This window comes from Rhodococcus sp. KBW08 (assembly GCF_003852455.1).
Classification (GTDB): domain Bacteria; phylum Actinomycetota; class Actinomycetes; order Mycobacteriales; family Mycobacteriaceae; genus Rhodococcus_F; species Rhodococcus_F baikonurensis.
Window position 1 is genome coordinate 137,749 of the sequence record NZ_QAJJ01000004.1, and the last position, 17,340, is coordinate 155,088.

The following is a 17,340-nucleotide window of genomic DNA, read 5'->3' on the forward strand; positions in this document are numbered from 1 at the left end:
GTCGTGGGTCGCCGGTAGTCTTTGCGCGTGGCCCTGTACCGGAAGTATCGACCCGCGTCCTTCGCCGAGGTGGTGGGGCAGGAGCATGTCACCGCACCGCTCAGCACGGCCCTCGACACCGGACGCATCAACCATGCCTACCTGTTTTCCGGCCCGCGCGGCTGTGGAAAGACGTCGTCGGCGCGAATCCTGGCGCGTTCGCTGAACTGTGAGCAGGGACCGACGTCGACGCCGTGCGACGTGTGCGACTCGTGCGTTTCGCTGGGCCCGGGCGGCACAGGCAACCTGGACGTGACGGAACTCGACGCCGCAAGTCACGGTGGCGTCGACGACACCCGAGAACTCCGAGACAAGGCGTTCCACGCACCCGCCGCTTCTCGCTACCGCGTCTTCATCATCGACGAGGCACACATGGTGACGGCGGCGGGCTTCAACGCGCTGCTCAAGATCGTCGAAGAGCCGCCGGAGCACCTCATCTTCATCTTTGCGACGACGGAACCGGAGAAGGTTCTCCCGACCATTCGTTCGCGTACACACCACTATCCGTTCCGCCTGTTGGCGCCGTCGACCATGCGCGGACTCCTGGAAAAGATATGCGCCCAGGAAGGGGTACCGGTCGAGCCCGCTGTGTACCCGCTGGTCATCAAGGCTGGCGGCGGTTCGCCTCGTGACTCGTTGAGTGTCCTCGATCAGCTGCTCGCGGGAGCCGGCGAAGAAGGCGTCACGTATCCGCGAGCGCTCTCTCTTCTCGGGGTCACCGACGTCGCGCTCATCGACGAAGCAGTCGACGCTCTCTCCGCCAGTGACGGTGCCGCCTTGTTCGGCACTGTCGATCGCGTGATGGACGCCGGTCACGACCCACGCAGATTCGCGCTCGATCTCCTCGAACGTCTGCGTGATCTGATCTTGATGCAGGCCGTCACCGACGCCAGCGAACGCGGGTTGGTCGACGCGCCAGAGGCCGAGCTGGTCACGATGCGTGAGCAGATTCAGCGGGTTGGTCCCGCCACGCTCACGCGCTTCGCCGAAACCGTCCACGCTGGTCTCAGCGAAATGCGAGGGGCAACGGCGCCGCGGCTGCTGCTCGAAGTGATGTGCGCGAGAATGCTGCTCCCTTCGGCCTCCGACGCCGAGTCGGCCGTGTTGCAGCGGCTCGAGCGCCTGGAACAAGGTATTCCGGCTGCTGGAGTCGCGGCTGCCGCCGCCCCTCGCGCGGCAGCAGCGCCGGCACCGACCGTGCCGCCGCTCGAACCGGAGATTGCTTCCAAGTTCCAACGGCCCTCGCAACGCAAGGCCGAGCCTGAGGCACGGCCGGAACCAGCGGCACCTGCGCCAGCGGCGACGCCGCCGGTTGTGGAGGCTCCTGTCGTCGAACCGCCGGTAGCGGCAGTTCCCGTCGTCGAGCCTCCCACGGTCGAGATCGTCGATCCGCCAGTTGCCGAAGCTCCAATAGTTGAAGCTCCGGCTGCCGAGGCTCCAATAGTTGAAGCTCCAGTCGTTGAAGTTCCAGTAGTTGAACCACCGGTTCCTGCTCCAGCCGAAGCGGAAGAGCCCATCGGACTCTCGGAGCCGGAACCGGACTACGAGCCCGAGTACGAGGAGCCGGCGGCTGCAGAAGCTGCGCCGGTCTCGGCAGGCCCCACAGTCGAGACTCTCCGTGAATCGTGGAACACCTTGCGCAACAAGGTCGGTGAACGAAACAAGGTTCTTCCGGCCATGCTGTCCGCGGCGACGGTTCACGATGTGCGTGGACATGTCGTGGTCATCGCTCACGGCTCGCCGGTCCTGGGTGCTCGTGTGACACAGCCGCACAACGCGGCGGTCATCTGCGAGGTCCTTGCCGAGATGTTCGGTGGCACTTGGCAAGTCGAGTATCAAGAAGGTGCACCTACGGCGCCGGCAGCGTCGAGTGCTCCCAAGTCGTCCGAAGCTCCGAGCCGCCCTGCCGCTGCGCCGCGATTCTCTCGCCCCAGCCAGGAGCGCGCAGCGCAGCAGCCCAAGGCTCCGCAGCCCCAGCGCGGGGATTCGGACGACATTCCGCCGCCTGAGGCTCCTGACTATCCGGAAGACCCTGGACCGGCCCCTGCTCCGGAGGTCGACTACGAGGCAACTCCTCCGCCTGCAACGCCGGAGGACGAGGACGAGATGTTCGCGGAAGCTGCTGAGCCCGCTGATCCGACTGCCAGACGTGATCCCGAGGATGTTGCAAAGGAACTCCTCAAGGACGTCCTCGGAGCTCGCCGCCTCGAAAGCTGAGTTGCCCCCTTGGCCTGTGTGCGTGAAACAGCTGTCGGAATGTCGCAGCATCACTGTGTGATCGTATTGTTATAAGTGCCGTTCCCTTGTGCGCGCACGTGCCGAAAGCGCACCTGCTCGGCCCGGCAAAGCTGAATTGTGTGTGGCCGGTTTGCTGGCACATTCGTTCGCTCAGTTCCGGTGTAACGAAATGCCGATCCGGACGATGGTCGCCGAAGAATATCTGGAATTTCTCGTAGTCTGATCGACATTCGAGTGCCGTTGTTAATTCTCTGCGTGTCACGAATGCCAGATTGAAAGTTGCCGGATGTTTGTTTTGCGGTGATCGACCAATTTGGGACATTCGGCGAATTGGCCACATATTCGGCATTGTGCCATTTCAGAGAGTACTCAACTAACTATTTGCCGATCTCGAGTAGATGATCGCCGTGACGCCGGGTTCCGGTACGTATGTTCAAACCCGCCGTTGACCGGCCATGAAGCAAACAAGTAACTTCAAGTTACAGCTAACTATGGATTGCTGAAAAATTGCCGTGGTTCGTTCACGGTACTGAGCGACCTTTGTTATTTGTTTATGCCTTGAGGTGAATCTGCGTTTTACACACCGATGAATGCGTGGTTAGTCTTCGGTCGATTGAGTCTCCCGTGGATGCGCGTGAAAATAGGAAGTGTAAGATGACTGAAGATTCAACTAATCCCGCGATCGCGATAGTCGGGATGAGCATGTGGTCTCCCGGAGCCCATGATCTGCAAGGATTTTGGGAGAACGTCCTCGCGCGTCGGATGCAATTCCGAAAGTTTCCCGAGTCACGGATGTCCCTCGACGACTACTGGAGCGCTAGCCCTGACGACGTCGACAAGACATACGCCGACCGCGGCGCGTTCATGGATGGTTTCGAATTCGACTGGGTCGGTCGCCGGATACCGGAGCGGACCTTCAAGTCGACAGATCTCACACACTGGTTGGCCCTGGAAACAGCACTCGGGGCTTTGACGGACGCGGGGTACAGCCGAGGATCGATGCCCACCGGACGCAGCGCCGCAATCGTCGGCAACTCCCTCACCGGTGAAGAATCCCGGATGTGGTCGATGCGTTTGCGTTGGCCTTACGTCAAGCGCGCACTCGCTGTGGCAGCCGAAGCGCGCCAGTTGGACAGTTCCGTCGCCGATGCTCTCGCCGAGACGATGGAAGAGGTCTACAAAGGCCCGTTGGTGGAGCCGAGTGAAGACACTCTGGCCGGCATGTTGTCGAATACGATCGCCGGCCGGATCTGCAATTACCTCGACTTCAACGGCGGCGGATACGTCGTGGACGGTGCGTGCGCGTCCGGAATGCTCGCGGTGGCGACTGCAGCCGAAAAGCTGGCGTCCGGCGCGGCCGACTTCGTCTTGGCCGGTGGAGTCGACGTCAGCCTGGATCCTTTGGAACTGGTGGGATTCGCCCGTTTGGGTGCACTGACACGCGGCGACATGAACGTGTACGACGCAAGCCGAAGCGGATTCATCCCGGGTGAAGGTTGCGGATTCGTGGCCTTGAAACGACTCGAGGACGCCAGGGCGGACGGCGACTACGTGTACGCGACGATTCGCGGCTGGGGCATCTCCACCGATGGCAAGGGCGGAATTACCAAGCCCCGCGCCGAAACTCAGGCTGAAATGATCCGTCGCGCATATTCGGGAGCGGGATTCGCGGCCGGCGAGGTGGCCTTTGTCGAAGGACACGGAACTGGTACTCCCGTCGGAGACCCTGTCGAATTGGCCGGCGTCCAGCAGGCCGCGCAGACGGACGGGCCCGTCGAGGCTCGCAGCATCGGCATGACGTCGCTGAAGTCGCTGATCGGGCACACGAAGGCGGCGTCGGGCATCCTTGCGCTGATCAAGGCGACAATGGCCGTCAATCAACGAATCCTTCCGCCGCTCGCCGGTTGCACCGACCCGAACCCGGCGTTCCTGACGGAAGCGCCGGCACTCTTTCCGCTCGTCAACGGCGAGGTCAGAGATCCCGCCGAGAAGATGCGTGCCGGTGCCCAGGCCATGGGCTTCGGCGGTATCAACTGCCATGTCGCCATCGAATCGGCTGATGCACCGTCCAGCGAGCTGACACCCTCGCGGGACGTCCGCACGATGATGGCGTCGTACCAGGACACCGAGGTATTCGTACTCTCCGCGGATTCGGCCGTGGACTTGGCGACGCGAGCGCGCGATGTCGCAGATCTGGCAGTTCCTTTGAGTGTTGCCGAACTGCTGGACTTTTCGGCGAAGCTCTCGCGAGTGATCTCGCCGACGGCACCCTTCCGCGCTGCAGTGGTGGCTGGTCGTCCCGCGCAGTTGGCCGAACGCATGCGTCAGCTAGCCGTGATCTGCGAGAACTCCGCTCCCGCTTCCGGCCAGGTGAAGGTCGTGAGCAACGAGATCTCGATCTCGAACAACGTTCGCCACGACATCGGATTCCTGTTCCCTGGACAGGGATCCCAACAACTCGAGATGGCTCGTGTGCTGATCGAGCGCTTCGAGTGGGCACGCGAACTGGCGGCCAAGGCGGACGGCTGGTTGGAGGGAGTCGGAGCGGAGGCGATCACGCCGCGGATTCTGCGGAACCCGGTCAAGAGCGCTGACGCTGCGGAATTGGCGAAGTGGAAGCTGGACCTCGCCCAGACGCAGTTCACCCAGCCCGCCGTCGCCTTGGCTTCGCTGCTCTGGTTCGAGTACCTCCGACGATTGGGTGTCACACCCAGTGCCGTCGCCGGCCACAGTCTCGGGGAGTTGACCGCACTCTACGCGGCAGGAGCTTACGACCAGAAGACGCTGATCACCTTGGCTGCGGCGAAGGGCGCGGCCATGTCGGTCAGTGGTGGTGGAAACGGCGCAATGGCGAGCCTGACCTGTGACCGATCGACGGCCGAGGCGATCATCGCGGAAGCAAAGGGTTACGCGACCGTCGCGAATCTGAATACGCCTACGCAGACTGTGGTTTCGGGAACCAAGGATGCAGTCGACGCTGTGGTTGCCATCGCGAAGGCGCGCGGAGTGTCGGCTCAGGCGCTTGCCGTGTCGAATGCTTTCCACTCCGAGATGATGAACGAGGCCGAACGGGAGCTGAAGTCCACTGCGCCCGTTGACGAGCAAGTCGATTCGTTGACTTGCACCGTGTATTCCTGCGTCGAAGGGGAACGCGTGCAGACGCCACTGGCGCTTCGCGAATTGGTCACCAAACAGGTTGTCTCACCGGTTGACTGGGTCAAGACGGTAAGTGGGATCTCGCAGGAGGTGGACCTGCTCGTCGAGGTCGGACCCGGCCGTGTGCTGACCGGGCTCACCAAGGCGATCAATGGGACTGACGGCGTGCGCTGCTTCCCCGTTGCGTCCAAGTCCGGACGTGACGAGGACTTCAACGTCGCGCTGGCAGCGATGTACGTACACGGCGCTCAGGTTCGTTGGAACGAACTTTTCGACGGCCGGTTCGTGCGTGAATTCGTTCCTGCCGATCAGAAGGTGTTCATCGAGAACCTGGCCGAGGCGAAGCTGTCGGTTACATCTGCTCCCGAACCGCTCGAACTGGGTACGTCCGGCGGGGATCCGGCTGCGGCGCTGGCCGATTACCTGAGCCGGCGCGGGACCTTCCTCGTCGACGTGATTCGTGCCGACGTGGGCAGTGGGGTGAGTGCTCCTTCATCTCCGATCCCGCAGGCCGTCACCAACGGGCACGAATCTGCAGCAGTGAAAGCTACTACGCCCGCGCCGGTTCCGGTCGTGGAAGTGCCGGCTGTCGTGGGTGCGACGTCCGTGGAAGGTGAGTTGATCAGGATCCTCGCCGACACCACGGGGTTCCCTGCCGAGTCGATCACGACGGATCTGCGTCTGCTCGATGATCTCAATCTCGACTCGATCAGTGCGGCAGAGGCCATTTCGAAGGTTGCGCACCAGTTCGAGGTTGTCGACCTCGACCCTGCCGAGTTGGCCAATGCCACCATCGGAGAAGCAGCATCGCTGATTCTTGCGGCATCACCGAACCCCGGCTCTGCCGTTCCGGCAACGCGTTCGGTGCAGTCGGACGTATCGCGAATACTGCTCGAGGTAATCGCGGAGGACACCGGATTTCCGGTGGAGTCTCTCGACGTCGATCTCCACCTTCTGGACGACCTGAACATGGACTCGATCAAGGCCGCCGATGCAATCGCGACGGCGGCAACACGATTGGGTGTTCAGGGCGACCTGGATCCGGCCGAACTCGTGAACGTCAGCCTGGGTGAACTGATCGAAGTGCTCGATCGGTCCGCGAAGGAGAAGTCGGGGCAGCAGCAGCCGGCTGCGCGAGCGCTGCCGGCGAAGGCGAAGGGTATGTCAGCCGACAGCTTCACCTGGGTTCGCGATTACACCCTGGAAAAGGTTCGGAGCGAGACAGCGTTGCACGGAGTCCGAGACCTCACGGACACGACGTTTGTCGTCATCGGCGACGACGCCGGTTTGGTCGGAAAGTTGGAATCCGAACTTCGAGGTCGTGGTGCTCGGGTCGACATTCGCACATTCTCCGACAGCGCTCCTGCGCATGCGCACCACGTGGTTGCCGTAATGCCGCGCGTGACAGATGATTCCGTCACCGAACTCGGTTTGCTCCGTGGGATCGAACACATGTACAAGATAGTTCCGGCGCAGCAAAGGGAAGGCGCGCGAACCACATTGGCAGTGGTCCAGTTCATCGATGTCGAGTTGGGCAATCCAGCGCCCGTGCCGAGTGCGGCGGCTTTTGCCGCTTCGGTGCATCACGAGCGCCCCGAGTTGGATGTACGCGTCATAGGATTCGACGGCTCGACTGCGGACGCGGAGGTGGCAGCCACCGTCGTCTCCGAGTTGGATTCGGTTGCACCCTATGTGTTTGCGACCTACGACGCCGAGATGGGACGCACGGCACTGCAACCGAAGGTTCTCACCTCGAGCGACTACACCGTCCGCGAGAGCGGGTTGGGAAGTTCGGATGTCGTGGTCGTGACCGGTGGCGCGAAAGGCATCATGGCCCAATGTGCTCTGGCCCTCGGTCGAAAGACCGGCGCCGAACTGGTGCTGATCGGAAGCTCTCAGCGACAAGCGGGTGACGAAATCGCCTCCACTCTTGCGGACTTCACGTCTGCCGGTTTGAGCGCTCACTACTATCGCTGCAACGTCACGGATGCCGCGGCGGTGGCCGGCATCGTCGCCCAGATCGAGGTCGAGGTGGGGCCGATAACCGGGTTCGTCCACGGTGCGGGAGCGAATGTTCCGCGGCGGTTCGAGAGAGTCGACAGCGCTGCGGCTTTCACGGAGGTTGCACCTAAGGTCCTGGGCACAGCCAACTTCGTCGAAGCGCTCGCTGATCGTGACTTGAAGCTGTTCGTGGGCTTCTCCTCCATCATCGGATTCACAGGTATGCCCGGAAACAGTTGGTATGCATACGGAAACGAGCTTCTCGACGACATGGTCGCGCGGTATGCCGCCGGTCACCCGAGGACTCGGACGTTCTCGCTCGCGTACAGCGTGTGGGGAGAGACCGGAATGGGCGCCCGCATGGGCAGTGTCAACCACCTCGCGAAGATGGGGGTCATGCCGATTTCGACGGCTGCGGGAGTGGATCATTTCCTTCGCCTGGTCGACAGCGGACCCGAGGCGAGTCGTATCGTCGTGACGAGTCGACTCGGCGGTCTCGACACCTGGGCGCCGGCAGCACCGGCTCTGCCGGCGGTGTCGCGATACATCGACCAAGTCGTGACGTTCGAGCCGCAGGTAGAACTGGTGACCCGGACGACGTTGTCCACCTCGGCGGATCCCTTTGTCCTCGACCATGTCTGGAAGGGATCGGCGCTGCTTCCGACGGTGTTCGGTCTCGAGGCGATGTCGCAGGCAGCGGCCTATGTCACCGGACGCGTGACCCTGGGCCGCGTCCGCATCGACGACATCAAACTGGATCGACCGATCGTCGTCGACACGGTCGAGGGCACCGGAGTCGAGATCAAGGCAAGCGTCGTGGAGCAGGATCGTGATGCCTCAGGAACGCGGGTGCATGTCACGATCGGCACCGAACGGACCGGATACGGGCGGCCCCATTTCTCGGCCGACTTCATCTTCGGGCTGGACGAAACACTGCCGGAGTTCGAGAAGGAGTTGCCGCGACCGGTGCTCGACATCGATCCGTTGGACGACCTCTACTCGTGGTTGCTGTTCCAGGAGGGCGATTTCCGCCGACTCGAAGAGATCTCGAGCCTCGATTCCGAGCACATCCTCTTCAGCGCCATTTCGCGGGCCGACCGTAAGCAGCACCTCCTCGGTGATCCTTACTTCCTCGATTCTCTGCTCCAATCGGGCCAGATCATGGTTCCGCGGGAGATCTGCCTTCCGGTCAACATTGCGCGAATCGACATGTACGACGGACGGTTCGAGGCTCGTTCGTTCACTGCGTACGCCTACGACAAGGTGCAGACAGAGACCCACATGCAAGCCGACGTGGCGGTGGTGAAGGACGGACGAGTGGTGATGCAGCTCGAGGGATATCGCTCCCAGATTCTCTCCCACGACGAAAGCCGTCCTACGGCTGAGGAAATCGCGGACCCGACTGCGCGCGACGCACAGATCATTCTCGACAAGCTCGCGCAGCACAGCCGGGCGTTGGGCGTGAAGAGCCCGCGGGTTGTGGTCGCGCATACCCCGGGGATTCACGAGTTGACCAAGTCGGAACGCCACGAGCAGGAGAAACCGATCGCCGAGGCGGCCGTGAACATTCATCTCGATGAGGATGCGGTGATCAAATGAGCAATGCCTTTGCCATCGAATGGCAGGAAACCGGAAAGCCCGTCGTTGTCGGTGACGTTCCACCCTCTGTGGATGTCTCGCTCTCGCACGACGGCAGTAAGTCACTCAGTTCGGCCGGCGACTGGCCTCAGGGGTGCGACATCGAACCGATTCGTTCCCGGACCGTCGTGCAGTGGAAGGCGCTTCTGGGGTCGGCACGGATTCCGCTGCTCGACGAGTTGATCGCAGGCGGCGAATCACTCGATCGTGCGGGAACCAGGTTGTGGGCGGCGGCCGAGGCGATCCGAAAGGCCACGGGGCAGATGTCGGTTTCTCTGGCGATGGGCGCCAGAGAGGACGACGCAGTGACCTTCCGCGGCGGCGCAGAGGCAAGCGTGGTGGTTCTGACCTTTCCAGCTCTGTTGACGGACAACGAGGAGCGGATTCTCGCGTTCGTGACTCATGAGGAGGATGCGGAAGAACCGGCGCAGGACTCGGCACCGCAGTTCGACTCCGGCCCGTTGTCGGCGAATTCTCTCGCGCAGTTCGATCCGATGGCGTACGGCTCCGACGTGCATGTGGTGGCCCGAAGCGGCTATCCGGCGGTGTCGATCCGATTCCCCGTCGGGTTCCGGGACGCGTGCAACGTCGGTGGATCAGTGGGGTTCGCGAGCTTCGCGCTGTGGTTGGGCGCTTTGCGAGAGAGGGGAACCGGACCGATCTCGAAGCAGATCGTGGAGGACATGGCGACGGGTCGTTGGGGGATGGTGACCAACAACTCCGAGGTGTTCATCGATGCGAACCTGTACACCGACGACATCGTCGAGGGGACGATCTGGATCACCGAGCTCACCGGTCCGGACCGGGCAACGACCAATCTGCATGTGGAATGGTGCCGGGTCGACGGTGAGACGCGCACTCATATCGGGTGGAGTGCGATGCAGACGACGTGGGTGGAAATCCTTTCCCACGGTGTGGTGGCGGCACGGCCGATGCCGCAGTATTTCCACGATTTCATCGAGCCGATGACGATTCCGACGGGGGCGAAGAACATCGCTGTCCCCACAGAACCGACGGACGTCGATCGTGGTTCCTTGATCCGCTCGGCTCCGATGGTGCCGCGCAATCCGTACCTGCTCGAATCCGAGGTGTTCTCGACGACGTTGCAGGACGGAAATGTCGTGGGCAACATCTACTTCGGCAACTATTACATCTGGCAGTCGAGGGTTCGGGACAAATTCCTCGTCCGTTCTCAGCGTGAAGCCATGGCGGCAAGAGGTGCTCTCGGGGAACTGCGTTGTGTGCACACAAGGGTGGAGCATCTGCGCGAGGTCATGCCGTTCGACGACGTCCTGGTCACGATGTCCTTGGCTGCCCTCTACGAGCGGGGGATCGACCTCGAGTTCGAGTACTTCAAGGTCAATCCGGACGGATCACGGGAGAAGCTCGCGATCGCTCGGCACAGAACTGTCTGGACGGTGCCGGGCGCTCCGGGAGAACTGGAAATCTCTCCGCCGTCGAAACTTCCGCAGTCACTGATCGATTCGGTGCTGGAGGCGATCGACGGAAAGTAGACGGGGGTTTTCCGAGATCGAAGTGGAGAGACGGGTTGCGTTTTCCTTGCCGGAGAACACAACCCGTTTCGATGGGGAGGGGTATGTATGGGTATCGGGGTTTCGAGAAGGTCGGTTCTGAAGGGGTCGGTAGTCGGCACGGCGGCGATTGCATTGGGTGCAAAGGCAAGTGCTGTTCCGTCCGGGAGTGCGGACGTCGAGTCACCGTTGATTTTTCATTCGCCGGAGTTCGAGCCGTTCTGTGACGAACTGCCCTCGTTGTCGACGCTTTCCGGAAACGAGATCACGCTGACAGCGCAAGTCGGGCAACATGCTTTTCATCGGGATTTTCCATCGTCCCCAGCACTGTCGTACCGCAGCGGAGAGATCGGTGGCGGTTTTCTGGGCCCGACCGTCGAGGCGTATTCCGGCGAGCCGATCATGGTGACGTTCGAGAACGATCTGACCGGATATCCGTTGGCCGCGGACATGGATATGACGCTGCACGGAATGCAGGCCGACTTCCGCGCGAACCCGCCGACGTCGTTGCACTTGCACGGAGGAGTCACTTCACCCGAGAGCGACGGCCACCCGGAGCTGCTCGTGATGCCGGGACAGGCTGCGATGCATCACTTTTCGCACGGTCAGGAAGCCGCGCACCTCTGGTATCACGATCATGCGATGGGCATCACCCGGCTCAACGTCTACGCCGGTCTGATCGGCAACTATTTGATCAGGGATGAATTCGACACCGGCAAGCTGGGAAACCCGTTGGGGTTGCCGGCCGAGGAATTCGAGATCCCATTGATCCTGCAGGAGAAGATCTTCACACCGACCGGCGCCCTGAACGGCCGATCCACCATCTTGATCCCGGAAGGATCGTGGGAAGGCGGAGCCGTGGGCGACGTCGGCTTGGTCAACGGCAAGGTGTGGCCGGAACTGGCTGTGGCTCGGGGCCTTTACCGTTTCCGGATCGTCAATGCGTCGTCGGCAAGTGTGTGGAATCTTCACTTCTCGAACATGATGACGTTCTGGGTCATCGGTAACGACGCCGGAATGCTCGACGCGCCCGTCGCGGTCAATGCCTTCCGCTGCGCACCGGGGGAGCGGTACGACCTCCTCGTCGATTTCACCGGACTGTCGGAGGGATCGACGGTGGAGCTTCGCAACGACGAGGCGCCCCCGCTACCCGCTGCTGTCATCGGTGAAGTGACGATGCCGCTGTTCTGCCGGTTTCGCGGCGACCCCAGGCGCGGATTCACCGGTGGTGTTCCGTCGCAGCTGCGCGGTGGACGCCGGCAACGTGACGTTCTCGCCCCGTTGGAGCAGCCGACGGTAATTCGCACGGTGACGGTCAGCCAGCAACTGGAACTGCGGAATCCACCGGCTCAGATGACTCTGAACAACCTGACGTTCAGCACCACCGACGTCGAGAGGCCGCGGCAAGGCACCGTCGAGCAGTGGAACATCGTCAACACCACGCCTGACCCGCATCCGATACACCTGCACCTGGTGAATTTCCGGATTCTCGGCAGAACGCCGATGCGGACGTTGGAGTACCTGATCCGTCATCCCCAGCCGACGATCGGCAACAAGTGGACTCCGTCTCCCGACGGGTTCGAGGCGGGGCCGATGATCTCGCCGGCGCCGTGGGAAGCAGGGATGAAGGACACCGTCAGGGTGGACGGTGGCACGGTCACGCGGATCATCGTGCGATTCCCCACCGCAGACGAGTTGGGTTTCGATCCCGACGCGATGTTCGATCGACTACCGAAGGCTGTCATGACGGGCGGTGCGATGACGGGCGGTGCGATGACGGGCGGTGCGATGACGGGCGGTGCGATGACGGGCGGCGATCAGGCGCATCAGGGAAACGGGCACCACGGTATGAGTGACCCTGGTCGACTCCAGGGGTACGTGTGGCACTGCCACCTGCTCGATCACGAAGATCACGACATGATGTTGCCCTATCGCATCGTGCCGTGAGCCCTTCCGAAGACGCTCGTGAAATGAACAGGAGCGGGCAGGCGCACGCACGTCGGATCACCTCGGTCACCTAGCAGGATCGCTTCGGTCCTTCCCATGAATTTGGAACACGTTCTACAGTGAAAGGGCTGAGGTCTGTACCTCGGCCATGCGCCACCACCGAAGGCGGCGCGGACGATCTGCAGACCGGTTCGACGAATTACACGGAAGGAACACCTCACAGTGACCACAGAGGCATTCATTTATGAAGCCATCCGTACCCCGCGAGGCCGCGGCAAGAAGACCGGGTCGTTGCACTCGGTCAAGCCGATCTCGCTGGTCACGGGTCTGATCCAGGAACTGCGCGTGCGCTTTCCCGACCTCGACGAGGATCGGATCTCCGACCTCATCCTGGGCGTCGTCACCCCCGTTGGCGATCAGGGAATGGACATCGCCCGCGTTGCAGTCAACGATGCAGGACTGCCCGACACCGTCGGTGGCGTTCAGCTCAACCGTTTCTGCGCTTCCGGCCTCGAAGCCGTGAACATGGCTGCTCAGAAGGTTCGGTCCGGCTGGGACGAACTGGTGATCGCCGGCGGCGTCGAGTCGATGTCCCGCGTCCCGATGGGATCCGACGGTGGACCGTGGGCGCTCGACCCCGCCACCAACTACGACAACTACTTCGTGCCGCAGGGCGTCGGCGCAGACCTCATCGCCACCATCGAGGGCTTCTCGCGTGACGACGTCGACGCATACGCCGTGCGCTCGCAGGACCTCGCCGCCAAGGCGTGGACCGGCGGATACTTCGCCAAGTCGGTAGTGCCGGTCAAGGACATCAACGGCATCACCATCCTCGACAACGACGAGCACATGCGTCCGGGCACCACGGCAGAGAACCTCGCCGGCTTGGCTCCCGCGTTCGGTGTGATCGGTGAAATCGGCGGATTCGACGCCGTATCGCTGCAGAAGTACCACTGGGTCGAGAAGATCAACCACGTTCACCACGGTGGCAACAGCTCGGGAATCGTCGACGGCGCTGCCCTCGTGCTCGTCGGTAGCGAGCAGGCCGGCAAGGACATGGGTCTGACGCCGCGCGCTCGCGTCGTCGCCACCGCCACCAGCGGCGCCGACTCCACCATCATGCTCACCGGCCCGACGCCGGCGTCGAAGAAGGTTCTGGCAGCTGCCGGCCTGACGGTCGACGACATCGACCTCTTCGAGATCAACGAGGCATTCGCTTCCGTCGTCCTGAAGTTCCAGAAGGACCTGAACATTCCGGACGAGAAGCTCAACGTCAACGGTGGCGCGATCGCCATGGGTCACCCGCTCGGTGCCACCGGCGCGATGATCACCGGAACGATGGTCGACGAGCTCGAGCGTCGTGGCGGCAAGCGCGCCCTCATCACCCTGTGCATCGGCGGCGGTATGGGCGTTGCCACCATCATCGAGCGCGTCTGACGCGGCGTCCGTCCTTCCAACGAGGCTTACCAGGAGTCAAGCAAAGTGACTGATCAGAACATCATCAACTGGGACCAGGACGCCGACGGCATCGTCGTGCTCACCATCAACGATCCCAACCAGGGCGCAAACACCATGAACGACGCGTACATCGCGTCGATGAAGGCCACCGTCGACCGTCTGGTCGCCGAGAAGGACTCCATCACCGGTGCCGTCATCACCTCCGGCAAGAAGACCTTCTTTGCCGGTGGCGACCTCAAGAACATGATCAAGGTCGGACCCGAGCAGGCCGAGGAGATCTACAACCACAGCGTCGAGATCAAGGCTGACCTGCGTCGCCTCGAAACTCTCGGCAAGCCGGTAGTCGCCGCGATCAACGGCGCGGCACTCGGTGGCGGCCTCGAGATCGCTCTCGCGACCCACCATCGCATCGCGGCAGACGTCAAGGGCGTCAAGATCGGCCTGCCCGAGGTCACTCTCGGCCTGCTGCCGGGTGGCGGTGGCGTCGTGCGCACCGTGCGGATGCTCGGTCTGCAGAACGCGCTCATGGGCGTCCTGCTCCAGGGACAGCAGCGCGGACCCGTTCAGGCCAAGGAAGTCGGCCTCATCGACGAGGTCGTCGGCTCGGTGGAGGAACTGGTTCCGGCTGCGAAGGCATGGATCAAGGCCAACCCCGAAGGCGGCGTTCAGCCGTGGGATGTCAAGGGCTACAAGATCCCTGGCGGAACCCCGTCCACCCCGGCATTCGCTGCCAACCTTCCGGCGTTCCCCGCGAACCTGCGCAAGCAGCTCAAGGGTGCTCCGATGCCGGCTCCGCGCGCCATCATGGCCGCAGCCGTCGAAGGCTCGCAGGTCGACATCGACAACGCGCTGCTCATCGAGGCTCGCTACTTCACCTCGCTGGTGACCGGCCGCGTCGCGAAGAACATGATTCAGGCGTTCTTCTTCGACCTGCAGTCGATCAACGGCGGCGGTTCACGTCCGGCAGGCATCGAGAAGTCCACCATCAAGAAGGTCGGCGTCCTCGGCGCAGGCATGATGGGCGCGGGCATCGCGTACGTCTCCGCGAAGGCCGGCTTCGACGTCGTCCTCAAGGACGTCACCATCGAGGCTGCCAACAAGGGTAAGGCGTACTCCGAAGGCATTGAGGCCAAGGCACTCTCGCGCGGCAAGACCACGCAGGAGAAGTCCGACGCACTCCTCGCAAAGATCACCCCGACGGCTGACCCGGCCGATTTCGCCGGCGTCGACTTCGTCATCGAAGCCGTCTTCGAGAGCCAGGAACTCAAGCACAAGGTGTTCCAGGAGATCGAGGACATCGTCGATCCCAAGGCGCTGCTGGGCTCGAACACCTCGACGCTGCCCATCACGGGTCTCGCCACCGGCGTGAAGCGTCAGGAAGACTTCATCGGCATCCACTTCTTCTCGCCCGTCGACAAGATGCCGCTGGTGGAGATCATCCGCGGTGAGAAGACCTCCGACGAGACTCTGGCTCGCGTGTTCGACTACGTCCAGGCGATCCGCAAGACGCCGATCGTGGTCAACGACTCGCGTGGCTTCTTCACCTCGCGTGTCATCGGAACCTTCATCAACGAGGCCATCGGCATGCTCGCCGAGGGCGTCGAGCCTGCCACCATCGAGCAGGCCGGTATGCAGGCCGGTTACCCCGCTGCGCCGCTTCAGCTTTCGGATGAGCTCAATCTCACCCTCATGCAGAAGATCCGCAAGGAATCTGCCGACGCCGCCAAGGCCGAAGGCAAGGAACTGCCGGCAGATCCGGCCGGCGAGGTCATCAACACCCTCGTCGAGAAGTTCGATCGTAAGGGCAAGCTCGGTGGAGCGGGCTTCTACGATTACGCAGAGGGCAAGCGCACCGGCCTGTGGTCCGGACTCCGCGAGAACTTCAACTCCGGAACCTCCGACGCACCGATCCAGGACCTCATCGACCGCATGCTGTTCATCGAGGCGATCGAGACGCAGAAGTGCTTCGACGAGAACGTCCTGATCACCACGGCGGACGCCAACATCGGCTCCATCATGGGCATCGGATTCCCGGCCTGGACCGGTGGCGTTCACCAGTTCATCGTCGGTTACGAGGGCGGCACAGCCGGCTTCGTCGCTCGCGCAAAGGAACTCGCTGCGCAGTACGGCCCGCGGTTCACCCCGCCGGCGTCGCTGGAGGCATAACCCCCCGTGCGCGGTTAGGGAGTCTCAGCACTTCCTAACCGCGCACAGCTTTATCCACAGGTTGGTTTTTTCGGCGAAATCCGTCTGTATGTTTTTGCAGGCTCGGCGTATGCCTTCACATACAGAAATAGATGAACTGCAGACAGTCGTCGATGCTCAGCACGGACTGGTCAGTCACACCCAACTTCACGCCATCGGATTTCCTCGCTCCCGCGTGAAACAACGAGTCGAGGTCGGGCGCTGGCAAACTGTTCTTCACGGCGTCTACTCCGTCACCACGGGCCCATTGACCAGGCATGCAGTACTCGAGGCCGCGCTCCTGTACGGCGGCGGTTCGTCGATGCTCAGCCATCACACTGCCGCTGAGGAATGGTCGATGCGTCGGCCGGACAGCACTGCGCCAGTACATATCACCGTTCCGTACGGGAAGTCTGCGATCTCTCAGGCTGCCACTTTCGTTCGTGGCCTCGGCGCCGAACGGCATCCGTCACCCCTGATCGGCACCGTCCTCCATCCTGGCGTCGTGGTCCACCGTTCGAGGGCTCATCGTCACATCGGTGTCGACGCGCAGATGCCGCGAACCAGCAAGGCTGATACGGCTCTCGATCTGGCCGTCGCAGAACCGACTCCGCGCGAGGCCTATGTCTGCCTCATCACCACAGTCACCAACGGCCGCATCCGTTTGACGGACATCCGTCGACGCATGGAGGAGCGCTCACCGCGTAGATACCGGAAGGCCCTCGACAGTGCGGTGAAGCTTTTGGCAGACGGGGTGCAATCGACTCTCGAATATCACTATGCGGTGGATGTGGAGCAGGCGCACGGGTTGCCGTCGGCCAGACGCCAATTACCGGTTCGCGTCGACGGTCGCACGCTGTACGAGGATTGCGATTACAGCGAAGTGGGTGTGTCGTTGACAGTTCGTCTCGACGGTCGGTGGGCGCATTCCATGGCCGAGGTGGCATTCCGTGATCGCCGCCGTGACAATGCGGCAGAGCTGGCAGGTCGTCCGCGGTTGGTCTACGGATTCGACGAGGTGGTGAAGACCCCGTGCGAGGTTGCGCGCGAGGTGGAGACGGTCTTGCGACGTGGAGGTTGGGAGAGAACGGGGGAGAACCCCTGCAGGGCCTGTGAGTGGTTAAGGAGTGCAGAGACTCCTTAACCA

7 protein-coding genes are annotated in these 17,340 nt (G+C 62.5%); all 7 read left to right on the forward strand.

Annotated features, from left to right (window positions below; genetic code table 11):
- Positions 1-27: 27 nt before the first annotated feature.
- On the forward strand, positions 28-2,256 hold the full coding sequence (locus DBV08_RS04875) for a DNA polymerase III subunit gamma and tau (protein ID WP_124566704.1): 2,229 nt from the start codon (positions 28-30) through the stop codon (positions 2,254-2,256).
- Between the two features lie 675 nt (positions 2,257-2,931).
- Positions 2,932-9,033 (forward strand): type I polyketide synthase, encoded by a 6,102-nt coding sequence (locus DBV08_RS04880; protein ID WP_124566705.1) that lies wholly within the window; start codon positions 2,932-2,934, stop codon positions 9,031-9,033.
- Positions 9,030-10,586 (forward strand): hypothetical protein, encoded by a 1,557-nt coding sequence (locus DBV08_RS04885; protein WP_124566706.1) that lies wholly within the window; start codon positions 9,030-9,032, stop codon positions 10,584-10,586. Before DBV08_RS04880 ends, DBV08_RS04885 begins: the two co-directional genes overlap by 4 nt.
- 87 nt (positions 10,587-10,673) lie before the next feature.
- The gene (locus DBV08_RS04890) at positions 10,674-12,551 is read left to right on the forward strand and encodes a multicopper oxidase domain-containing protein (RefSeq protein ID WP_124566707.1); all 1,878 of its coding nucleotides are present in this window, start codon (positions 10,674-10,676) and stop codon (positions 12,549-12,551) included.
- 222 nt (positions 12,552-12,773) lie between these two features.
- Positions 12,774-13,988, forward strand: a complete 1,215-nt coding sequence (locus DBV08_RS04895; protein ID WP_007731553.1) for an acetyl-CoA C-acetyltransferase — start codon at positions 12,774-12,776, stop codon at positions 13,986-13,988.
- 45 nt (positions 13,989-14,033) lie between these two features.
- A complete protein-coding gene (locus DBV08_RS04900) occupies positions 14,034-16,175 on the forward strand; it encodes a 3-hydroxyacyl-CoA dehydrogenase NAD-binding domain-containing protein (protein WP_095969605.1) in 2,142 nt (713 codons plus the stop codon).
- A 109-nt stretch (positions 16,176-16,284) separates the two neighbouring features.
- Positions 16,285-17,337: a hypothetical protein gene (locus tag DBV08_RS04905; RefSeq protein ID WP_260395316.1), complete on the forward strand. Its 1,053-nt coding sequence runs from the start codon at positions 16,285-16,287 to the stop codon at positions 17,335-17,337.
- Positions 17,338-17,340: the final 3 nt, after the last annotated feature.